19 protein-coding genes are annotated in these 22490 nt (G+C 62.9%); 18 read left to right on the forward strand and 1 reads right to left on the reverse strand.

The genetic code is table 11. The features are described from left to right. The first annotated feature begins 118 nt into the window (after positions 1–118). From mraZ to murB, 12 genes are read left to right on the forward strand one after another with little or no spacing between them, the layout of a single operon-like run. Complete coding sequence (gene mraZ / locus EFD55_RS05325; RefSeq protein WP_165504823.1) at positions 119–556, forward strand: division/cell wall cluster transcriptional repressor MraZ; 438 nt, start codon at positions 119–121, stop codon at positions 554–556. A gap of 17 nt (positions 557–573) precedes the next feature. Further along, entirely contained in the window at positions 574–1599 is a 1026-nt protein-coding gene (gene rsmH / locus EFD55_RS05330; protein WP_125843575.1) for a 16S rRNA (cytosine(1402)-N(4))-methyltransferase RsmH, read from the forward strand. Position 1600: 1 nt separating this feature from the next. After that, positions 1601–2113 carry a cell division protein FtsL gene (gene ftsL, locus EFD55_RS05335; protein WP_125843576.1) on the forward strand — a complete coding sequence of 171 codons (513 nt, stop codon included), beginning with the start codon at positions 1601–1603 and terminating at the stop codon, positions 2111–2113. Continuing rightward, positions 2113–3870: a peptidoglycan D,D-transpeptidase FtsI family protein gene (locus EFD55_RS05340; RefSeq protein ID WP_125843577.1), complete on the forward strand. Its 1758-nt coding sequence runs from the start codon at positions 2113–2115 to the stop codon at positions 3868–3870. The genes ftsL and EFD55_RS05340 overlap by 1 nt, the downstream gene beginning before the upstream one ends. Before the next feature lie 6 nt (positions 3871–3876). Then, positions 3877–5394: a UDP-N-acetylmuramoyl-L-alanyl-D-glutamate--2,6-diaminopimelate ligase gene (locus EFD55_RS05345; RefSeq protein ID WP_125843578.1), complete on the forward strand. Its 1518-nt coding sequence runs from the start codon at positions 3877–3879 to the stop codon at positions 5392–5394. After that, the gene (locus EFD55_RS05350) at positions 5391–6830 is read left to right on the forward strand and encodes a UDP-N-acetylmuramoylalanyl-D-glutamyl-2,6-diaminopimelate--D-alanyl-D-alanine ligase (protein WP_125843579.1); all 1440 of its coding nucleotides are present in this window, start codon (positions 5391–5393) and stop codon (positions 6828–6830) included. The genes EFD55_RS05345 and EFD55_RS05350 overlap by 4 nt, the downstream gene beginning before the upstream one ends. Positions 6831–6851: 21 nt before the next feature. Then, on the forward strand, positions 6852–7952 hold the full coding sequence (gene mraY, locus EFD55_RS05355) for a phospho-N-acetylmuramoyl-pentapeptide-transferase (protein ID WP_125843580.1): 1101 nt from the start codon (positions 6852–6854) through the stop codon (positions 7950–7952). Positions 7953–7959: 7 nt separating this feature from the next. Next, on the forward strand, positions 7960–9372 hold the full coding sequence (murD, locus tag EFD55_RS05360) for a UDP-N-acetylmuramoyl-L-alanine--D-glutamate ligase (RefSeq protein ID WP_125843581.1): 1413 nt from the start codon (positions 7960–7962) through the stop codon (positions 9370–9372). 1 nt (position 9373) lies between these two features. Next, entirely contained in the window at positions 9374–10528 is a 1155-nt protein-coding gene (gene ftsW, locus EFD55_RS05365) for a putative lipid II flippase FtsW (RefSeq protein ID WP_125843582.1), read from the forward strand. Between the two features lie 6 nt (positions 10529–10534). Continuing rightward, positions 10535–11659 (forward strand): undecaprenyldiphospho-muramoylpentapeptide beta-N-acetylglucosaminyltransferase, encoded by a 1125-nt coding sequence (gene murG / locus EFD55_RS05370; protein WP_125843583.1) that lies wholly within the window; start codon positions 10535–10537, stop codon positions 11657–11659. Then, a complete protein-coding gene (gene murC, locus EFD55_RS05375; protein ID WP_125843584.1) occupies positions 11656–13071 on the forward strand; it encodes a UDP-N-acetylmuramate--L-alanine ligase in 1416 nt (471 codons plus the stop codon). The genes murG and murC overlap by 4 nt, the downstream gene beginning before the upstream one ends. Next, entirely contained in the window at positions 13068–14042 is a 975-nt protein-coding gene (gene murB, locus EFD55_RS05380) for a UDP-N-acetylmuramate dehydrogenase (protein WP_125843585.1), read from the forward strand. Before murC ends, murB begins: the two co-directional genes overlap by 4 nt. Before the next feature lie 3 nt (positions 14043–14045). Here the strand turns inward: murB and EFD55_RS05385 are convergent, their stop codons facing one another. Further along, a complete protein-coding gene (locus EFD55_RS05385) occupies positions 14046–14975 on the reverse strand; it encodes a UDP-glucose 4-epimerase family protein (RefSeq protein WP_125843586.1) in 930 nt (309 codons plus the stop codon). Positions 14976–15185: 210 nt separating this feature from the next. Between EFD55_RS05385 and aqpZ the strand changes: the two genes are divergently transcribed. The 6 genes from aqpZ (at position 15186) to lpxC (ending at position 22294) form a co-directional block, all read left to right on the forward strand. Next, the gene (gene aqpZ, locus EFD55_RS05390; RefSeq protein ID WP_125843587.1) at positions 15186–15872 is read left to right on the forward strand and encodes an aquaporin Z; all 687 of its coding nucleotides are present in this window, start codon (positions 15186–15188) and stop codon (positions 15870–15872) included. 271 nt (positions 15873–16143) lie between these two features. Further along, the gene (locus EFD55_RS05395; protein ID WP_125843588.1) at positions 16144–17070 is read left to right on the forward strand and encodes a D-alanine--D-alanine ligase; all 927 of its coding nucleotides are present in this window, start codon (positions 16144–16146) and stop codon (positions 17068–17070) included. Then, positions 17058–17990 (forward strand): cell division protein FtsQ/DivIB, encoded by a 933-nt coding sequence (locus tag EFD55_RS05400; RefSeq protein WP_125843589.1) that lies wholly within the window; start codon positions 17058–17060, stop codon positions 17988–17990. Before EFD55_RS05395 ends, EFD55_RS05400 begins: the two co-directional genes overlap by 13 nt. Continuing rightward, positions 17987–19318 (forward strand): cell division protein FtsA, encoded by a 1332-nt coding sequence (gene ftsA, locus EFD55_RS05405; protein WP_011426086.1) that lies wholly within the window; start codon positions 17987–17989, stop codon positions 19316–19318. Before EFD55_RS05400 ends, ftsA begins: the two co-directional genes overlap by 4 nt. A 56-nt stretch (positions 19319–19374) precedes the next feature. Further along, positions 19375–21078, forward strand: coding sequence for a cell division protein FtsZ (ftsZ, locus tag EFD55_RS05410; RefSeq protein ID WP_125843590.1), 1704 nt, complete (start codon positions 19375–19377; stop codon positions 21076–21078). Between the two features lie 259 nt (positions 21079–21337). After that, complete coding sequence (lpxC, locus tag EFD55_RS05415; protein ID WP_125843591.1) at positions 21338–22294, forward strand: UDP-3-O-acyl-N-acetylglucosamine deacetylase; 957 nt, start codon at positions 21338–21340, stop codon at positions 22292–22294. The last annotated feature ends 196 nt before the right edge of the window (positions 22295–22490 follow it).

Here is a 22490-nt window from a genome sequence, read left to right on the forward strand (position 1 = left end):
TCCCTCTCCGGGAGCGTCGGATGGTTTTTTGCCCATTCGGCTTGCGAAGCTGTGCCTGATATCGGGACTTTCGGGCGTCTTTTGGTCCGGATCCCTGCGGGAACGGATGTTTCGTGTCATGAACCGCTTCCTTTCGAATGCGACCAACAGGATCGATGCCAAGGGCAGGGTTTCCGTGCCTTCGGCGTTCCGTTCCGTGCTGGCGCAGCGCAACGTCCAGGAGCTCTACTGCTTTCAGGACTTTGTGTTTCCGGCGATCAGCGTCGGCGGCCCGGATCTTCTCGAAAGATTCGAGCGGCAGATTGCTGCGGAAGACCCGTTTTCGCCGGATGCGAACGAGATGTCGCTTCTGATTCATGGGGGCGGGGTCTTCGTGAAGCTCGATGCCGAGGGGCGGTTGATGGTCACGGATTTCATTCGCGACTTCACCGGTGTCTCGGACGAAGTGACCTTCGTCGGTCGGGCGGATCATTTTCAGCTGTGGCAGCCGAAGGCATTTCTGGCGGCGCAGACGCAAGCACGAGGGGAGCGCAAGCTGGCGGGCAAGCGTTCCTGAAAGGACGAGGGAACGGAATGGCGGCGAATCCTGGCGGAGGTTCAACTGATGCCGGTGGCGGATCGGTTCGTCACATTCCGGTTCTTCTCGAAGAAGTGCTCGCGGCTCTGGCGCCTGCGCCCGGCAAGCTCATCCTCGATGGCACATTCGGTGCGGGCGGTTATAGCTCCGCTATTCTTGCGGCCGGTGCCGAGGTGATCGCGCTCGATCGCGATCCGACGGCGATTGCGGCGGGCCAGGCGATGGTCGCCGCCCACGGTGGTCGCCTCAGGCTCATTCATTCGCAATTCTCGCATCTTGCCGAGCATGCGCCGGAAGGCGGGCTCGATGGCGTCGTGCTCGATATCGGCGTTTCCTCGATGCAGATCGACGAGGCCGAGCGCGGCTTCTCCTTCCAGAAGAGCGGGCCTCTCGATATGCGCATGTCGGCCGAAGGCGTTTCAGCCGCCGATGTCGTCAATCGCGCCAAGGTCGCCGATCTCATCCGCATCTTCCATTTTCTCGGCGAAGAGAGCCAGTCACCGCGTATCGCGCATGCGATCGAAAAGCGCCGCGAGGAAAAGCCGTTCGAAACGACGCGCGATCTCGCCGGCCTCATCGAGCTCGTCACTCCGCGCAAGATGAAGGACAAGATCCACCCGGCAACACGCGTCTTCCAGGCCCTGCGCATCTTCGTCAACGACGAGCTGGGTGAGCTGGCCCAGGCGCTGTTTGCCGCGGAACAAGCGCTGAAGCCCGGCGGGCGGCTCGTCGTCGTCACCTTTCATTCGCTTGAAGACCGCATCGTCAAGAAATTCTTCTCCGACCGCGCCGGCAAGGCGTCCGGGTCGCGACACCTGCCGGTCGCTCATGAGCGGGCGGCGACTTTTACGGCGATCGGCAAGCCGATGGTGTCCGCAAGCGAGGCGGAGGCCGAAGCCAATCCGCGCGCCCGCTCCGCCAAGCTGCGCGCCGGCCTGAGGACGGATGCCGCGGCCGAGGCGGCGGATATGTCGCTCTTCGGATTTCCCAATCTTGCCACTCTCGGAAAGCTTGGAGGTTGATATGCTGAAAACGTTCGATCTCGTGCTCATCGGCGTCATGACGGCAGCGGCCGCCGTTACCTACACGATCAAGCACCGCGCCGAATTGAAGCTCGAGGAGGTTCATCGCCTCGAAACCGAGATCAAGCTCGAGAAGGATACGATCGACCTTTTGAAGGCCGACTGGGCGTTGCAATCGCAACCGAACCGGCTGGAGCGGCTGGTCAAGGCCTATAATGACGAGTTGCAGTTGCAGCCGACGGAATCGACTGCGCTCGTGCATGCCAAGGAATTGCCGATGCTGAAATCCGAGGTTCCCGTGCCCGATGTGACGGAGGCCAAGGCCGGCGGCGCGACCGGAGCCGCCGCCAAGGGCGCGACCGTTGCCTCCAAGGCCCAACCCGTTCCGACAACTGCACCGCGCGGCGCAGCGGAGCCGCGCGGTGCAGTTGATCCGCATGGCGTAGTGGAGCCCGGCGGCGGGGCAGAGGATGACGTAGACGCAGACGAGATCGAAACGGGGTCGGTGGAATAATGTCGTTTCTTTCCCGCATCATGGTCCTGAAGAGCCAGGCGCATTTTTCTGCCGGCGTCTATAACCGTTTCGGCGGTCCTTCCGCCGGCATGGCGATCGAGGGGTCGCGCAAGAAGAAATCAGGGCAGGCGAAAAGCCGCGTCGGCCTGCTGATCATGGGATTCATGGGCGTCTACGCCGTCATCGGCGGCCGTCTCGTCGAATATGCGATGAAGGACCAGGAGGTCGTCTCCAGCATCCTGCCGCCCGACCGGCTGATGGCCTCGCGCCCCGATATTGTCGACCGTAACGGCGAGGTGCTGGCCACCGATATCCGCACTGTCTCGCTGTTTGCCGAGCCGAACAAGATCGTCGACGTCGACGAGGCGGTCGAGAAGCTTTCTTCGGTCCTGCCCGAACTCGACGCCAAGGACACCTATAAGAAGCTTTCCCTCAAGACTTCGCATTTCGCCTGGCTTCGCCGGCAGCTGACGCCGAAGCAGCAGAGCCAGATCCTGGCGCTCGGCATTCCCGGCATCGGCTTCAGGCCGGAGAAGCGCCGCTTCTACCCGGGCGGATCGACCGCCGCTCACATCCTCGGCTACGTCAATATCGACAACCGCGGTGTCGCCGGCATGGAGAAATTTATCGACGACCAGGGGCTCGCCGATCTCGCCTCGGTCGGCATGACCAGCGACCAGCCGCTCGAGCCGGTGCGGCTTTCGATCGATCTGCGCGTGCAGAACATCGTCCGCGACGCCGTCGTCAACGCCGTCAACAATTTCCAGTCCAAGGGTGCCGGTGCGGCTGTCATCGACGTGCACACCGGCGAGGTGATCGCCATGGCATCGGCGCCGGATTTCGATCCGAACGATCCGCAAGAGGGCGCCAAGGACGGTTGGCTCAACCGCATGACCAACGGCACCTTCGAAATGGGGTCGACCTTCAAGACCTTTTCGCTGGCGATGGCGCTCGACACCGGCAAGGTGAAGATGACGGACACGTTCGATGCCAGCAAGCCGATCTATATCGGCGGCTTCACCATCCACGATTTTCACGGGCAGCGCCGCTGGCTGAGCGTTCCCGAAATCTTCCAGTATTCCTCGAACATTGGCACGGCGCGCGTCATCGACATCGTCGGCATCGACGCGCAGAAGGATTACCTGAACAAGTTCGGCCTGCTGACGAAGATGCAGACCGAACTGCCCGAAGTGAAGATGCCGAGCCAGCCGCGTGTCTGGAAGAAGATCAATTCGATCACGATTTCCTTCGGCCATGGTGTCTCGACGACGGCGCTGCAGACGGGCGTGGCGGCGGCCGCCCTCGTCAACGGCGGCAAGCTGATCGAGCCGACGTTCCTGCCGCGTACGCGCGCTGAGGCCGATGAGGTCGCAACGCAGGTGATCAAGAAGTCGACCAGCGACCAGATCCGCTATCTCCTCGACGTTAACGGTTTCAAGGGCTCCGGCCGCGTCGCCCGCGTGCCGGGCTTTGCCGTGGGCAGCAAGACCGGTACGGCCGACAAGGTGGTGAACGGGCGTTATTCGGCGACGCTGAACTTCAATTCCTTCATCGCCGCATTCCCCATCAACGATCCCAAATACGCCGTGATCACCTTCTGCGACGAGCCGAAGACCGGCGAGAAGCAATATGGTGGAACGATCTCTGCCGGTACCGCAGGCCCGATTGCCCGCGAGATTATCAGCCGTGCGGCCCCCATTCTCGGCATCGAGCCGAAATTCGGGGAGGGCGGTTCGGCCTTGCTGGTGTCTTATTGAATGTGAATGAATACCGACGCCGATTCGCAAGGTGCGGACCGGCTACAAGAGGGAAAAGTGCATTCGATGAAATTGCGAGACCTGGCCGGAGATCAGTTTCCGGAACTTGAAGCACAGCTCGAAGGCCCGGCTGGCCTGCTTGATATTTCAGGCCTGTCTTCGGACAGCCGCAAGGTGGCGCCGGGCAATGCCTTCGTCGCGGTCGCCGGTACCAAGGCGGACGGCGCGGGCTTCATCGCCGATGCCGCCGGTCGGGGTGCTGCCGTCGCGATTGCCTCCCAGGCCGTCGATGCCTCCATTCCAGTGCTTGCGGTCGGGGAACCGCGCCGCTTCCTTTCCATTGCCGCCTCGCGGTTCTATGGCAGACAGCCCGAGACCATGGTCGCCGTCACCGGCACGGCGGGCAAAACCTCCGTCGCCTCTTTCACAAGGCAGATCTGGGCGCATGCGGGCCATCCGGCCGCGATGATCGGCACGACGGGCGTCGTTTCGCCGACACGCAACGAATATGGTGCGCTGACGACGCCAGATCCGGTGTCGCTGCATCAGTTGCTCGCCGAACTTGCCGGCGAGGGCGTGACACATGCCGCGATGGAGGCGTCCAGCCACGGCCTCGACCAGTGCCGGCTCGACGGCGTGAAGCTTGCCGCTGCCGCCTTCACCAATCTCGGCCGCGACCACATGGATTACCACCCGACCGTCGAATCCTACATGGCCGCCAAGATGCGCCTTTTCCAGCTGCTGCCGAAGGGCTCGCCGGCGGTGATCTTCGCCGACGATCCGTGGTCGGCGCAGGCGATCAAGGCGGCGGCCGATGCCGGTCACGATGTTCGCACCGTCGGGCGCAAGGGCGATTATCTCACGCTGAAACGGGTCGAGCATTTCCGTCACAAGCAGACGGCCGAGATACATGTCGGCGACGAAATCTTCGAGGTGGACATTCCGCTGGCCGGCGATTTCCAGGTCGCCAACGCGCTTGTTGCGGCAGGGCTTGCGATGTCGACCGGCGTTTCGGCGAAGGTTGCGATGGCAGCGCTTGAGAAGCTCGTCGGCGCCTCCGGGCGTCTCGAGTTGGTCGGCCATACCAAGGACGGCGCGCTCGCTTATGTCGATTACGCCCACAAGCCCGATGCGCTGGAAAACGTGCTGAATTCGGTCAGGCCCTTCACCACGGGCCGCGTCGTGGTCGTCTTCGGCTGTGGCGGCGACCGCGACCGCGGCAAACGGCTGATCATGGGCGAAATCGCCTGCCGCCTGGCCGATGTCGTCATCGTCACCGACGACAATCCGCGTTCAGAGGAGCCGGCCTCGATCCGGGCGGAGATCATGGCGGCAGCAAGCTGCGCCTCGGAAATCGGCGATCGCGCCACGGCGATCCGCGAGGCTGTGGGCATGCTGAAATCGGGCGACACGTTGATCGTCGCCGGCAAGGGGCATGAGGAAGGGCAGACGATCGGGAGCGTCACATTGCCGTTCTCCGATCATGCGGAGGTGCGCAAGGCCTTGGAGGAACTGAAATCTTGAGCTGGCTCTGGACGACCGAAGACATGATTGCAGCGATGGCGGGGCGCCCCTTCGGCACTCCGCCCGAAGGCATCACCGGCATTTCCATCGACAGCCGCTCGATCAGCCCGGGCGAGGCTTTTTTTGCGATCAAGGGCGATCGTGTCGACGGTCACGACTTTGCGTCGATGGCGATGGCGAACGGCGCTTCCCTGCTCGTCGTCAGCGAAGCGAGGCTTCCCGCCATGGGGCGCCTGACGGTACCGATGATCGTCGTGGAAGACGTGCTTGCGGCGCTCGGGCGTCTGGGGCAGGCCTCTCGCGAGCGCTCGCGGGCGAAGATCATCGCGGTCACCGGTTCTGTCGGCAAGACCACCACCAAAGAGATGCTGCGGCACGTTTTGTCGCCCTCCGGCAAGGTGCATGCCTCCGTCGCCTCCTTCAACAATCATTGGGGCGTGCCGCTGACACTGGCACGCATGCCTGACGACACGGATTACGGCGTCTTCGAAGTCGGGATGAACCATCCGGGCGAAATCCGGCCGCTGGTGGCGATGATCCGGCCCCATGTCGCCGTCATCACGACGATCGCGCCGGCCCATCTCGGCAATTTCAAGAGCATCAAGGAGATCGCCGCCGCCAAGGCCGAGATATTCGAAGGGCTGGAACCCGGCGGCCATGTCGTGCTCAACCGCGACAACGACCAGTTCAATTTCCTCGACCGAACGGCGCAATCGCTCGGCGTCGAGCATATCCATTCCTTCGGCCAGCACGCCAAGGCGGAATTCCGGCTCGCCGAATTCAACGGATCGGACGAGAATTCGACGCTGTGGCTGACGATCGGTGGCGAGACGCTGGAGGCGGCGATCGGTGCGCCGGGCCGCCATATCGCCGAGAATGCGCTCGCAGCCCTCGGGGTCGTCAGGATCGTCGGCGCCGACATGGGCAAGGCGATCGAGGCGCTTGCGACGCTGAAGCCGGAAAAGGGCCGGGGCAAGCGCCACCGGCTTTCGATCGGCGGCGGCCGCGGCAGCTTCACGCTGATTGACGAGAGCTACAATGCCAATCCGGCCTCGATGCGCGCGGCGATCGCGCTGCTTGCGGCCTCTGAACCGGCCGGCCGCGGACGCCGCATCGCCGTGCTCGGCGACATGCTCGAAATGGGCGAATATGCCGAGAAGGTCCACACCGATCTCGCAGGGCCGCTGCTTGCGGCCGGCATCGAACATGTCTGGCTCGCGGGGACCGAGATGGCTGCGCTGAAGGAATCACTGCCGGAAAGCGTCCACGTCGAGTACCGCGAGAACACCAGCGAATTGACGGACTACGTGTTGAACTCGGTCGCTCCGGGCGACGTGTTGATGGTGAAATCGTCTCTGGGCATCGGTTTCGGCAGGATCGTCGCCGCGCTTCTTGACAAGTTCCCGGCATTTTCCGACACGCAACGCGAACTTTGACCGGGTAACAAGGGGCCCTGAATGCTGATCTGGCTTGTCGAACTGTCGGAATATTTCAAATTTCTGAACCTGTTCAGATATATTACCTTCCGCACGGGCGCCGCTCTCTTCACCTCCGCACTGATCGTCTTCCTGTTCGGGCCGACGATCATCAATTCGCTGCGGATCCGCCAGGGCAAGGGCCAGCCGATCCGCGCCGACGGGCCGCAGACGCATTTCAAGAAGGCCGGCACGCCGACCATGGGCGGGCTGATGATCCTTGCCGGCATCATCGGCGCCTCGCTGCTCTGGGCCGATCTTTCCAACGTCTATGTCGTGGCGACGCTGCTGGTGACGCTGGGCTTCGGCGCGATCGGCTTCTATGACGATTATCTCAAGGTGACGAAGCAGAGCCACAAGGGCTTCTCCGGCAAGGCGCGTCTCGGCATCGAGTTCGTCATCGCCGGCATCGCCGTCTATTTCATGATGCGCACTGCCCTTGCCTCGGGGATCGCAGGCTCGACCTTCGGCTCTTCGATCGCCTTTCCCTTCTTCAAGGACTTCATGATCAATATCGGCATCATGTTCGTCGTCTTCGGCGGTTTCGTCATCGTCGGCGCCGGCAATGCCGTCAACCTGACCGACGGCCTCGACGGACTTGCCATCGTGCCTGTGATGATCGCCGCTGCTTCCTTCGGCGTGATCGCCTATCTCGCCGGCAACGTGGTGTTTGCGAACTATCTGCAGATCAACTTCGTGCCCGGCACCGGCGAGCTTGCCGTCGTGCTCGGCGCCGTCATCGGCGCCGGCCTCGGCTTCCTCTGGTTCAACGCGCCGCCGGCCGCCATCTTCATGGGCGACACGGGATCGCTGGCGCTCGGCGGCACGATCGGCACCGTCGCCGTCGCCACCAAGCACGAGATCGTCATGGCGATCATCGGCGGTCTCTTCGTCATGGAGACGCTCTCGGTCATCATCCAGGTCGGCTTCTTCAAGATGACCGGCCGGCGCGTCTTCCTGATGGCGCCGATCCACCATCACTTCGAGAAGAAGGGCTGGACGGAGAGCCAGGTGGTGATCCGCTTCTGGATCATTGCCGTCGGCCTTGCCATGCTCGGCCTCTCGACGCTGAAGCTCCGGTGAGGCGGCAATGATCCCGGTCACGACGCTCAAGGACAGGAAGGTCGCGCTCTTCGGGCTCGGCGGCTCCGGCTTTGCCACCGCCCGCGCGCTGATTGCGGGCGGCGCAGACGTGACCGCCTGGGACGACAATCCCGACAGCGTCGCCAAGGCCTCGGCGGAAGGCATCCGGACGGAGGATCTGCACACGATCGACTGGAGCCAGCAGGCGCTGTTCGTGCTGTCGCCCGGTGTGCCGCTCACCCATCCGAAGCCGCATTGGACCGTCGATCTTGCGCGCGCGGCGGGCGTCGACATCGTCGGCGATGTCGAACTCTTCGTGCGCGAGCGCCGCGCCCATGCGCCGGATTGCCCCTTCATCGCTATAACAGGCACCAATGGCAAGTCGACGACGACGGCGCTGATTGCCCATATCCTGAAATCTTCCGGCTACGACACGCAGCTCGGCGGCAATATCGGCACGGCCGTATTGACGCTCGATCCGCCGAAGGCGGGCCGTTTTTTCGTTGTGGAATGCTCGTCCTACCAGATCGATCTGGCGCCGACGCTCAATCCGTCTGCCGGGATCCTGCTCAACCTGACCCCGGATCATCTCGACCGTCACGGCACGATGCAGCACTATGCCGACGTCAAGGAGCGGCTGGTTGCCGGCAGCGATGTGGCGATTGTCGGCATCGACGACAGCCATTCGGCGTTGATCGCCGACCGCGTCGAGCGGGCAGGCGTCAAGGTAGTCCGCATCTCGCGCCGCAACGTGGTGGCATCGGGCATCTATGCTGAGGGGACCAAGCTTGTTCAGGCCGCCGGCGGCGCCGCGCTGCCCTTCGCCGATCTCGACGGCATCCAGACGCTGCGCGGCAGCCATAATGCGCAGAATGCTGCCGCAGCCGTCGCCGCCTGCCTTGCCGTCGGGGTTTCCGCCGACGACATTCGCGCCGGCCTTGCTTCGTTCCCCGGCCTCAAGCACCGCATGCAGCCTGTGGGCAAACGAGGCCGCGTCGTCTTCGTCAACGATTCCAAGGCGACCAATGCCGATGCCGCGGCACCGGCCCTTTCGAGCTATGATCGCATATACTGGATTGCCGGCGGCTTGCCGAAATCAGGCGGCATCACGACGCTTGCGCCCTATTTCCCGCGCATCGCCAAGGCCTATCTGATCGGCGAGGCGGCGGCGGAATTTGCCGCGACCCTCGGCGAAGCCGTGCCGTACGAGATTTCGGGTACGCTGGAGCGCGCCGTCGCACATGCGGCAGCCGATGCGGAACGTGACGAGGCCGCCGCTTCAGCCGTGATGTTATCCCCGGCTTGCGCAAGCTTCGACCAGTATAAGAACTTCGAAGTCAGGGGCGATGCCTTCGTCGGCCACGTGGCGGCACTTGACGGAATGACGATGCTGATCGGTCCGGCAACAGGAGAGAAATGACATGGTAAGCCGCGCGGAACGTGGGCCTCTGGCCGATTGGTTCTGGACCATCGACCGCTTCTTCCTGGCGATGTTCATCTTCCTGATGGGCATCGGCTTCATGCTGTCCTTCGCGGCATCTCCAGCGGTTGCCGAGCGCATCGGGCTTGAGCCTTTCCATTTCGTCAAGCGCCATGCGGCCTTCATGATCCCCTCGATCGCCGTCATGCTCGGGCTGTCCTTCCTGACGCCGCGACAGGTGCGGCGCACCGCGATCCTGCTCCTGATCATCTCGCTCGCGATGATGGTGCTGGTGCTGTTCGTCGGACAGGAGGTCAAGGGCGGCAGGCGCTGGATCTGGATCGCCGGCCTTTCCATTCAGCCGTCGGAATTCATGAAGCCCGCCTTCGTCGTGGTCTGCGCCTGGCTGTTTGCCGAACATGCGCGCCAGCCTGAGATCCCGGGCAATCTCTTTGCCATCATCCTGTTCGGCATCGTTGCGGCCCTTCTCGTGGCGCAGCCGGACCTCGGCCAGACCATCCTGACGACGGCCGTCTGGGGCGGCATGTTCTTCATGGCCGGCATGCCGTGGATCTGGATCATGCTGCTCGGCGTCGGCGGCGCCGGCGGCCTGCTCGGCGCCTACTACGTCTTCCCGCACGTCGCGCTGCGAATAGACAAGTTCATGACCGGCGAGGGTGACACCTTCCAGATCGACACGGCCCGCGAGGCGATCATCCGCGGCAGCTGGTTCGGCCAGGGCCCGGGCGAGGGTATCGTCAAGCGCATCATTCCGGATGCGCATACCGACTTCATCTTTTCGGTCGCGGCCGAGGAGTTCGGCATCGTCTTCTGCATGGCGCTCGTCGCGCTGTTTTCCGTGCTTGTGCTGCGCGGCCTCTCACATGCCTATCGCGAGCGGAACGATTTCAACCGGTTTGCCGTTGCAGGCCTGGTGCTGCAGATGGGTATCCAGTCTATTATCAATGTCGGCGTCAATCTCGAGCTGCTGCCGGCCAAGGGTATGACACTGCCGCTGATTTCCTACGGCGGTTCTTCCATGGTGGCGATCTGCGTCACCGCCGGCTTCATTCTGGCGCTGACGCGCCATCGACCGGAAAAGCGCGCGCAGGACCGGAGCCTCTTCCGCGTCCCGCACGGCATGCCGGCGGAGTAAAAGCTTATGAGCAAGGGCATCGTGCTGCTTGCCGCCGGGGGAACCGGCGGCCATGTGTTCCCGGCGGAGGCGCTGGCCTTCAAGCTGAAGGAGCGCGGCTATTCGGTGCATCTCGTGACCGACAGCCGGGCCGAGCGTTATGCCGGCAAGTTCCCGGCCGAGGAAATCCATGTCGTGCCGTCGGCAACGATCGGCTCGAAGAACCCGGTCGCCGTCGCACGCTCGCTGTGGACGCTTTGGAGCGGCATGCGGGCGGCGAAAAGGCTGATCCAGCGGCTGAAGCCCGTCATCGTCGTCGGTTTCGGTGGTTATCCCACCGTGCCGCCGCTGCTTGCCGCGACACGGCTCGGCGTGCCCTCGATGCTGCATGAGCAGAATGCCGTCATGGGGCGCGCCAACAAGGCCCTGGCGCCGCGCGTGAAAGCGATTGCCGGCGGATTCCTGCCCGAAAGCGGCGGTGCTTTCTCCGACAAGACGATTGCAACGGGAAATCCCGTGCGTCCGGCGATCCTTGCCGCGGCCGAACAGCCTTATCTGCCTTCCCGTGCCGGCGAGCCGTTCAATCTCGTCGTCTTCGGCGGCAGCCAGGGCGCGCAGTATTTCTCCAAGGCGATGCCGACGGCGATCAGCCTGCTCGACGACGTGCTGCGCGACAGGCTGCGGATCACGCAGCAGGTGCGCCCCGAGGATATGGAGATGGTGCGCGGCTGTGCGGCTCAGTTGCAGATGAGCGCCGATATCGCGCCGTTTTTCAATGATATGGCAGAACGTCTTGCGAAAGCGCATCTGGTGATCTGCCGCTCCGGCGCTTCCACCGTTTCGGAAATCTCCGTCATCGGGCGCCCTGCCGTGCTGGTGCCGTATCCGCATGCGCTCGACCACGATCAGGCGGCCAATGCCGCAGCACTCGCCGCGACCGGCGGCGCGAAGGTGATCGTGCAGGCGGAGCTTTCGCCTGAACGCATCGCCTCCATTCTGAGCCATGTGATGAACGATCCGGAAAAGCTTGCCGGCATGGCGGCTGCGGCCAAGCTTGCGGGAAAACCGGATGCCGCGAACTTGCTTGCCGACATGGTTGAGGCTATTGCCGCCGGCAAGACAGTCTCCGAATTCAAGAGGACACGCGCATGAAACTGCCGAAGGCGATCGGTCTCGTCCATTTCATCGGCATCGGCGGCATCGGCATGAGCGGTATCGCCGAAGTGCTGCACAATCTCGGCCACAGGGTGCAGGGATCGGATCAGGCCGACAGCGCCAATGTCCAGCGACTGCGCGACAAGGGCATCGAGGTCTCCGTCGGCCACAGGGCTGAAAACCTGGGCGATGCCGAAGTTGTCGTCGTCTCGACGGCGATCAAGAAGAGCAATCCCGAGCTCATCGCCGCGCGCGAAAAGCTGCTGCCGGTGGTGCGCCGTGCCGAAATGCTCGCCGAACTGATGCGCTTCCGCAATTCGATCGCTATCGGCGGCACGCACGGCAAGACGACCACCACCTCGCTGGTCGCGACCCTGCTCGAAGCCGGCGGGCTTGACCCGACCGTCATCAACGGCGGCATCATCAATGCCTATGGCACCAATGCCCGCATGGGCGAGGGCGAGTGGATGGTGGTGGAGGCCGATGAATCCGACGGCACCTTCCTGAAGCTGCCGGCCGATGTCGCCGTCATCACCAATATCGACCCCGAGCATCTCGACCATTACGGCAATTTCGATGCGGTGCGCGCCGCCTTCCGGCAGTTCGTCGAGAACGTGCCGTTCTACGGCTTCGGCGTCATGTGCCTCGACCATCCCGAGGTGCAGTCGCTGGTCGGCCGCATTGAGGATCGCAAGATCATCACCTACGGCGAGAACCCGCAGGCCGACGTGCGCTTCAAGAATGTCCGCATCGACGGCACGCGCTCGATCTTCGACGTCGAGATCCGCCGCCGCCGTACCGGCCAGGTGATCGAGCTCAAGGGGCTGGTCATGCCGATGCCCGGGCGTCATAATATCTCCAACGCCACGGCGGCGATCGCCGTTGCGAACCGCCTCGGCATATCGAGCGCCGATATCGCCAAGGGTCTTGCCTCCTTCGGCGGCGTCAAGCGCCGCTTCACGCTGACCGGCGAATGGAACGGAGTGCAGATCTTCGACGATTACGGCCACCATCCGGTCGAGATCAAGGCTGTGCTGCGCGCCGCCCGCGAAGCCTGCAAGGGCCGGATCATCGCGGTTCATCAGCCGCACCGCTACAGCCGCCTTGCGAGCCTGTTCGAGGAATTCGCTGCCTGCTTCAACGATGCCGACAGCATCTTCCTCGCGCCGGTCTATGCGGCAGGCGAGGATGCGATCGAGGGGATCGATTCCATGTCGCTCGTCTCGCGCATCAAATCCGGCGGTCATCGCGACGCCCGCTTCCTTGCTTCGGCAGAGCTTCTGCCGCAGATGGTCGCGGAGGTTGCAAAGCCTGGTGATTTCGTGGTTCTGTTGGGGGCTGGGAGCATCACATCCTGGGCAGCGGCGCTGCCCAAGCAACTGGAAGGCCTATCGGGAAAGTCCGCATGAAACAGGTGAATGGGGAAAAGCTTCTCGCGTCTCTCGGAGACGGTGTAAAGGATATCCGCGGTCGTATTACGCCGGATGCCCCCATGGACCGTGTCACCTGGTTCAGGGCCGGGGGCCTTGCCGAGCTGATGTTCCAGCCGCATGATATCGACGATCTCGTCGCCTTTCTGAAGATCCTGCCGGAAGAGGTGCCGCTGACGGTGGTCGGCGTCGGTTCCAACATCCTGGTGCGCGACGGCGGCATTCCTGGCGTCGTGCTGCGCCTGTCGGCCAAGGGCTTCGGCTTCGTCGAGCTTGCCGGTGAAAACCGCATCCTTGCCGGCGCCATCTGCCCGGACAAGCACCTCGCGGCAATGGCGATGGACAACGGAATCGGCGGTTTTCACTTCTTCTACGGCATTCCCGGCAGCATCGGCGGCGCGGCGCGCATGAATGCCGGCGCAAACGGCGTCGAGACGCGCGAGCGGCTGATCGAGGTCAACGCGGTCGACCGCAAGGGCAATAAGCATGTGATTTCCAATGCCGAGATGGGGTATTCCTACCGGCATTCCACGGCATCCGCCGACCTGATCTTCACCTCGGTGCTGTTCGAGGGCTATCCTGAGGACCGCGCCCAGATCCGCGCCGAGATGGACGCGGTACGCAATCACCGCGAGACGGTGCAGCCGGTGCGCGAGAAGACCGGCGGCTCGACCTTCAAGAACCCGCCCGGCCATTCGGCCTGGAAACTGATTGACGAAGCCGGCTGCCGCGGCCTCGTCATCGGGGGGGCGCAGATGTCGGCGCTTCACTGCAACTTCATGATCAACATGGAGCAAGCGACCGGCTACGATCTCGAATATCTCGGCGAACAGGTACGCCGCGAAGTCTTCGAGAAAGAAGGCATCAAGCTCGAATGGGAAATCAAGCGCCTCGGCGTCTTCATGCCCGGCCGCGAAGTGCGCCCGTTCCAGGGTGTGACCAGCGAATAAAGGTCATCTCACTGCCAGTTTCAAGCCTTCGCGCGGGGTGACGACGGGCGACCAGCCCAGAACGTTGCGCGCGTGGGATATGTCGACCTGCAGCGAGCCGCAAAGGCGCTGATAGACCGCTTCCTTCCCCACCAGCTTTGCAGCCATGTGCAGCAATGCGGGTGGGAAGGGGAGCAGCGCTGGCTTGACGCCCAGCCCTGCGGCAATTCCCTTGATGAGCTCCGGCGTTGAAAGATCCTCGCCGTCTCCGGCAAGGAAAGTCTCGTTTGCTGCGGCGGGATGCGCCATGCAAGCGATGATCAGATCGACGAGATTTTGCACTGCGACCAATGTGCGGCGGTTCTTCAGCGAAGCGAAGGGGAGCGGCAGTTTTTTGCGCACAAGGCTGGCGAGCAGCGCGAAGTTGCCCCTTGCGCCCGGGCCGTAGACCAGGGGCGGGCGGATGATGACGGCTTCCATGCCTGTGCGTGCTGCGATGTCGCGCAAGCCAATTTCGCATTCCAGCTTCGAAATGCCATAGGGATCGATGGGCTTCGGCGTGTCGTCGTGCCGGAATGGTCGATCGTTTTCTTCCCCGTTGACCTTGATGGTGCTGATGAACACGAACCTTTTTACGCCGGCGCGCGCAGCCTGTTCGGCGAGATTCAAAGTGGCGGCGGTGTTCGTTCGGCGGAATTCCGCAAGCGGGTCGGCCGCCCGGTCGTTCATGATGTGAACGCGGGCGGCGAGATGAACGATGACATCCACGCCCTCAAGAGCCGGCGTCCAGTCGGTCGCCTCGGTCATTTCGATGGGGAAATGCCTGATATCCCCAGGGAAGGCGGAGGCCTGAGATCGCGTCGTCACCGAAAGCTCTGAGATGCTCTCCCTGTGCAGTCTTTCGACGAGGGGACGGCCGACGAACCCGGCTGCGCCGGTGATGAGGCATCGCATGATCTTTTCCCTGTACTGAAGCAGAATTCTGGCTAACCGGAACTGACGATCGCATCAATCAAAAACCGCGGCTATTCCCGCTACCGGCCCGACATGCGTCGGCGTCCGATCCTTGCGTGAAGCTTGCGGTGACGGCGCTCCCCAACTTGACCGGAATCGAATTGCAGCAGATTCATCCTGAACTTTCTGGTTGAGGTGGAGGGACTGCGCATGCAAAAGAGCCTTGTGGCCGAATTTCTCGGCACGTTCTGGCTGGTCTTCGGCGGATGCGGCAGTGCCGTGCTTGCCGCTGCCTATCCCGAGCTCGGGATCGGATTTACGGGCGTGGCACTGGCGTTCGGCCTGACCGTGCTCACCATGGCCTATGCCGTCGGCGGCATATCGGGCGGTCATTTCAATCCGGCCGTTTCCCTGGGTCTTACGGTGGCGGGACGGTTTCCTGCCGCTCGCCTCGTTCCCTATGTCGTCGTGCAGGTGATCGGCGCCATCGCCGCTGCCGCGCTGCTTTATCTCATCGCCAGCGGCAAGGCGGGTTTCGAACTCGGCGGCTTTGCCGCAAACGGATATGGCGATCATTCCCCAGGCGGCTATTCGCTGCTTTCGGCGCTGCTGATCGAAGTGCTGCTGACCATGTTCTTCCTGAGCATCATCCTGGGATCGACCGGCAGCCGGGTGCCGGCAGGCTTTGCGCCGCTTGCGATCGGCCTCGGGCTGACGCTGATCCATCTCGTGTCGATTCCCGTGACGAACACCTCGGTCAATCCGGCGCGTTCCACCGGCCAGGCGCTGTTCGTCGGCGGTTGGGCGCTGCAGCAGCTCTGGCTGTTCTGGATCGCGCCGCTGGCGGGCGGGGCGCTCGGCGGGCTCGTTTGGAAGTTTCTCGACGACGCCGAGTGACTGCAGGATACAGCTATCCCATTGAGCCCGCGCGGTTTTTCCGCGCGGGCTTTTCCGTTTCCGCGGATCGGCGGGCCTGGTTGCTCTGATGGTCCCGAAAAAGCGAAGGTTAAAAAATCAAGGGCGCGGCAAGACGGAGTTAACGAAAGTAAACACTTCATTAACCATAATGATGCTCTAATGAGGGCCGGTCGGACAAAGGCCTGAAACGGCGCAGACAGCTTCGCGCAAGCGTCGATTTCAAAAATAAAGGTTATTTTTGGGGGTGTTGATGAGTCGCAAGCATGTCGCTGTCCTGATGGGCGGATTTTCCTCGGAAAGGCCGGTCAGCCTTTCCTCGGGAAAGGCTTGCGCAGAAGCCCTCGAAGCCGAAGGCTTCGAGGTGACGGTGATCGATGTTGCCCGCGACGTTTCCGAGAAGCTTGCTGCGTTAAAGGCCGATGTGGTTTTCAATGCGCTTCATGGCCCCTTCGGCGAAGACGGCACCATCCAGGGCATCCTCGAATATCTCCAGATCCCCTATACGCATTCCGGCGTGCTTGCCTCGGCGCTGGCGATGGACAAGGACAAGGCGAAGCTGGTTGCCGCCGCCGCCGGCATTCCGGTTGCCGAATCGCAGGTGATCAACCGTTTCGCTTTTCCCTCGACCCATCCGATGAAGCCGCCTTATGTGGTGAAGCCAGTGCGCGAGGGGTCGAGCTTCGGCGTTGTCATCGTCACCGAAGATCAGGCGCATCCGCCGCAGGTCGTGAGCTCCCCCGAATGGCGTTATGGCGAAGAGGTTCTCGTTGAGCGTTATGTCTACGGCCGTGAGCTCACCTGTGGCGTCATGGGCGAGACCCCCCTTGGTGTCACGGAAGTGGTGCCGCAGGGACACAATTTTTATGATTACGACTCCAAGTACGCGGCCGGCGGTTCAAAACACGTCATCCCGGCGAAAATTTCACCGAATATTTACCAAAAAATACAAACATTGGCCCTAAGGGCGCATCAGGCAATCGGTTGCCGCGGCGTCAGTCGGTCCGACTTTCGTTACGACGATCGTTTCTCCGAAGACGGCGAAGTCATCTGGCTGGAGGTCAACACCCAGCCCGGCATGACTCCAACCTCGCTCGTGCCCGAAATGGCCGGTCATGCCGGCTATTCATTTGGTCAGTTTCTCCGGTGGATGGTGGAGGACGCGTCTTGTTTGCGTTGACGGTCAAGAGGATAGGGCGTCCCAGCCATCATGCCGTGCTTCCGATCGTGGAAGCCGAAGAGCGATTCGTGCTGCCGCGGCCGTTGCGCCGCGTTACCCGCTTCCTGATCAGCCTCTGCAGCGGCCGCATCTACATTCCAGCTCATACGGGCACGGTCTCGGCACTTGCATTCCTGGCTGCAACGGGTCTCTACGGCATGTCGCTCGGCGGTCATACCGAGGCCGTCGCGCAGGCAACGACGACGGCGGCGGGTTTTGCGATCGAGGACGTGAAGGTCTCCGGCAATTCGGAGACGTCGGAAATCGAGATCCTGCAGCTGATCGGCCTTGACGGTACGACGTCGCTGGTTGCGCTCGACGTCGATGCGGCCCGGCAGAAGATCGCGCATCTTCCCTGGGTCGAGAGCGTCGAGGTTCGCAAGGTCTATCCCAAGACGATCGAGGTGAAGCTCAAGGAGCGCCAGGCCTATGCGATCTGGCAGCACGGACAGGAGCTTTCCCTGATCGAGAAGAACGGTAGCGTCATTGCGCCGCTGCGCGACAACAAGTTTTCGTCGCTGCCGCTCGTCGTCGGCCGCGATGCGGAAACGGCAGCGGCCTCGCTCGACGATGCCTTCTCGAAGTGGCCTGACGTGAAGGCCCGCGTGAAGGCCTATGTCTGGATATCGGGCCGTCGCTGGGATCTGCATATGGACAACGGCGTCGTGGTCAAGCTGCCGGAAGATGGCATCGACCAGGCGCTCGCCACGCTTTCGAAGTTCGACAAGCAGCAGCAGCTCCTGGAGCGGGATATTGCGGCGGTCGATTTGAGATTGCCTGACAGGACCGCGATCCAGCTGACGCCGGAAGCGGCAGTCCGCAGGCAGGCGGCAGTGACTGAGCGTACCAAGGAATTGAAGAAGGCGGGGCAGAGTATATGAGCTTATTCGGTTCATCCCATTTCGGATTGCCGCGCCTGAAGCCGCTTTCGTCGAAGCGGTCGCATATCGTTTCGGTGCTCGACATCGGCTCGACCAAGGTGGTCTGCATGATCGGCCGGCTGACGCCGCGCGAGGAGAGCCAGATTCTCCCGGGCCGCACGCACAATATCGAGATCATCGGCATCGGCCATCAGCGTTCGCGCGGCATCAAGACCGGCGTCATTGCCGATCTCGACGCGCTGGAAGGCGTGATCCGTCTCGCCGTCGATGCGGCGGAACGCATGGCGGGGCTGACCGTCGAGAGCCTGATCGTCAACCTGACGGCCGGCCGCCTCGGCAGCGACATCTACACCGCGACGATCGATCTCGGTGGCCAGGAAGTCGAACTCAACGACCTGAAGAAGGTGCTGTCGGCAGCCTGCCAGCAGTCGCTGCGGCAGGACCGCTCGGTGCTGCATTCGCTGGCGACCGGCTTCTCGCTCGATGGCGAGCGCGGCATCCGCGATCCGCTGGCGATGTACGGCGATGCGCTCGGCGTCGACATGCATGTCGTCACGGCGGAGCGCTCGGCGCTGAAGAACCTCGAACTCAGCGTCAATCGCGCGCATCTCTCGGTCGAAGGTATCGTCGCGACGCCTTATGCGTCGGGCCTTGCCGCTCTCGTCGACGACGAGGTCGAGCTCGGCTGTGCCGCGATCGACATGGGCGGCGGTACAACGACGATCTCGGTCTTTGCCGAGGGCAAGCTCGTTCATACCGATGCCGTCGGCCTTGGCGGCCATCACGTGACCACGGATCTCGCGCGCGGCCTCTCGACCCGCATCGAGGATGCGGAGCGGCTGAAGGTCGTGCACGCCTCGGCGCTTCTGAATTCCTCCGACGAGCGCGAACTGATCTCGATCCCGCCGATCGGCGAGGACGATCGCGACCAGCCGTCGCAAGTGCCGCGGGCGCTGGTTTCGCGCATCGTGTCGGCCCGTATCGAAGAGACGATGGAATTGATCCGCGACCGTATCCAGCGCTCCGGCTTCAGCCCGATCGTCGGCAAGCGCGTCGTGCTGACCGGCGGGGCGAGCCAGTTGACCGGCCTTGCCGAAGTGGCTCGGCGCATCCTTGCCCGCAACGTTCGCATCGGCCGCCCGATGGGCGTCTCGGGATTGCCGACGGCGGCCAAGGGGCCGGCCTTTTCGACGGCGGTCGGCCTGATGATCTATCCGCAGGTCGCGGACATGGAGACACATGCGTCACAGAGCGGTCTGCTCATGTCGCTTGGGGGAAATAACAGCCGCATAGCCCGCATGGGACAGTGGCTGAAGGAAAGCTTCTGAAGTTTCAGTAATTGGCCGGCGTGGCGATGCGGCCAGAGAGAGAAGGAACAGGTACCATGACCATCAAGCTGCAAAAGCCTGACATCACAGAGCTGAAGCCGCGCATCACCGTGTTCGGCGTTGGCGGCGGCGGCGGCAACGCCGTCAACAACATGATCACCGCTGGTCTCCAGGGCGTCGATTTCGTCGTCGCCAACACGGATGCGCAGGCGCTGACGATGACGAAGGCCGAGCGCATCATTCAGCTCGGCGTCAACGTCACCGAAGGCCTCGGTGCTGGCTCGCAGCCGGAAGTCGGTCGCGCTGCCGCCGAAGAGTGCATCGACGAGATCGTCGATCACCTGAACGGCACGCATATGTGCTTCGTCACCGCCGGCATGGGCGGCGGCACCGGCACCGGTGCTGCTCCTGTTGTCGCGCAGGCCGCCCGTAACAAGGGCATCCTGACGGTCGGCGTCGTCACCAAGCCGTTCCATTTCGAAGGCGGCCGCCGCATGCGGCTGGCCGAAATGGGCATCCAGGAACTGCAGAAGTCTGTCGATACCCTGATCGTCATTCCGAACCAGAACCTCTTCCGCATTGCCAACGACAAGACGACCTTCGCCGACGCCTTCGCCATGGCTGACCAGGTTCTCTATTCGGGCGTTGCCTGCATCACCGACCTGATGGTGAAGGAAGGCCTCATCAACCTCGACTTCGCCGACGTTCGCTCGGTGATGCGCGAAATGGGCCGCGCGATGATGGGCACCGGCGAAGCCTCCGGCTCCGGCCGCGCGCTGCAGGCAGCCGAAGCGGCAATCGCCAACCCGCTGCTCGACGAAACCTCGATGAAGGGTGCCCAGGGCCTGCTGATCTCGATCACCGGCGGTCGCGACCTCACCCTCTTCGAAGTCGACGAAGCCGCTACCCGCATCCGCGAGGAAGTCGATCCGGACGCCAACATCATCCTCGGCGCCACTTTCGACGAATCGCTCGAAGGCATCATCCGCGTATCGGTCGTGGCGACCGGCATCGACCGGGCGATGAACGAAGCTGCCGAGCGCGACCTTCAGCCGGCGGCAAGGCCGGTTATCCGTCCCTCCGCGGCTGTTGCTCCGGCAGCGGCCGCAGTTCAGCCTGCCCCCGTAATGCAGGCACCGAAGGCCATCGATCCGATCGCGCAGACCATCCGCGAAGCCGAGATGGAACGCGAGCTCGAGATTCCGGCCCCGCGTGCCGCCGCACCGCTCCAGCAGCCGGTTGCACAGCAGGAAACCTTCCGCCCGCAGAGCAAGATCTTCGCGCCTGCACCGGAAGCTCCGGCCATGCGTCCCGCACCGGTGCAGCAGGCTCCGGCCCCCGTCATGAGCCAGCCGGTTATCCAGCAGCAGCCGATCCGGCAGGAGCCGATCATCCGCCAGGCGCCGGAACCGATGCGTATGCCGAAGGTCGAGGATTTTCCGCCGGTTGTTCAGGCCGAACTCGACCACCGCACGCAGCCGGCTTCGGCGCATCAGCAGGAAGAGCGCGGTCCGATGGGCCTGCTCAAGCGAATCACCAATTCGCTTGGCCGCCGTGACGACGACGCCGTCGCCGCCGACATGACCGCCGCTCCGCCGGCCGCTTCGCAGCAGCGCCGTCCGCTGTCACCGGAGGCAAGCCTCTACGCTCCGCGTCGCGGCAACCTCGACGACCAGGGCCGCGCGGTTCCGCAGGCCCGCATGATGCAGGAAGACGACCAGCTGGAAATCCCGGCATTCCTGCGTCGCCAGTCGAACTGATCAGGCGAATCGCCGCCGTTTATGCCCGGGATCAAGGTCCCGGGCATTTCCGTTTTGAAGCCTGAAATTTCAGAGCGATTTCAATCATATGACTTCGTAACAAAACGAAAGAAACAGTGATTTGGATTGGAGCGCCGGCGCACGTAAGTATGGTGCAAGGAAACTGCCCCAGGAGTCCCTTCAAAGGCTCCTTTTGCAGAACGAACGATAACCGCGCCGAACGGACAGCCGCTGGTGCGGAAGAATAAAGGCAGAATTAATGGCAATTGGCTTGCTGGGTTTTCAAACGACGGTATCGCGTCCCGTGTCGCTCACGGGCACCGGGGTTCATTCGGGCGCTGAAGTCTCGATCACCCTGAACCCGGCCGAGTCGGATACCGGCGTCGTTTTCCAGCGCCTGCATAGCAATGGCGACATTACCGAACTCAAGGCCGTCTCCTCGCAGGTCGGCAATACCGACCTCTGCACCGTGCTCGGCTTTTCGCCCGTCCATTCGGTTGCGACGATCGAACATGTCATGGCCGCCGTCTATGCACTTGGCCTCGACAATGTGGTGATCGAGGTGCAGGGCGCCGAAATGCCGATCATGGACGGCAGCTCTCTGCCCTTCGTCGAAGCGATCGAACAGGCCGGTCTTGTTTCTCTCGGCGTCAAGCGCCGCTACATCCGCATCACCAAGCCGGTTCGAATCGAACATGGCGGCTCCTGGAGCGAATTCCGCCCCTATGACGGCACGCGGTTCGAGGTCGAGATCGATTTCGAATGCCCGCTGATCGGCCGGCAGAAGTGGGCCGGCGACATGAGTGCTTCCGTCTTCAAGACCGAGCTTTCCCGCGCCCGCACCTTTGGTTTCATGCGCGATGTCGAGCGACTCTGGGCATCGGGCCATGCGCTCGGCTCCTCGCTCGAAAATTCCGTCGTCATCTCGGACGATAACACCGTCATCAACGTCGAAGGGCTGCGTTACGCCAAGGATGAGTTCGTGCGCCACAAGACGCTCGATGCTGTCGGCGATCTCGCGCTTGCCGGCGCCCAGTTCATCGGCTGCTATCGTTCCTATCGCGGTGGCCACAAGATGAATGCCAATGCTCTGAAGGCTCTGCTCAGCGATCCCACCGCCTACGAGGTTGTGGAGACGTCGACGCCGCGCCAGCGCGTCGCCGCCCGCGAAATGATCGCGGTCAGCGCGTCGGAATTCGCTCCCTGGTCGGCATGACCTCCAGCATATTGTTAAGACCAGGCCGCCTCTTTCCCGGGGGCGGTTTTTTTATGTGCCGATATGTCTGCGGCGACGGGCCATCTTTCAGATGCTCCATTTAAGGAATGGCGCATGAAAATCGACCGAGCAGTTCGGCAGCATGCTTTCGCTGCCACAGATCGGGAAAGAAGATGAAAAGCCGGGCATTCCGGCC

Source organism: Rhizobium pisi (assembly GCF_003938655.1).
GTDB lineage: Bacteria > Pseudomonadota > Alphaproteobacteria > Rhizobiales > Rhizobiaceae > Rhizobium > Rhizobium pisi.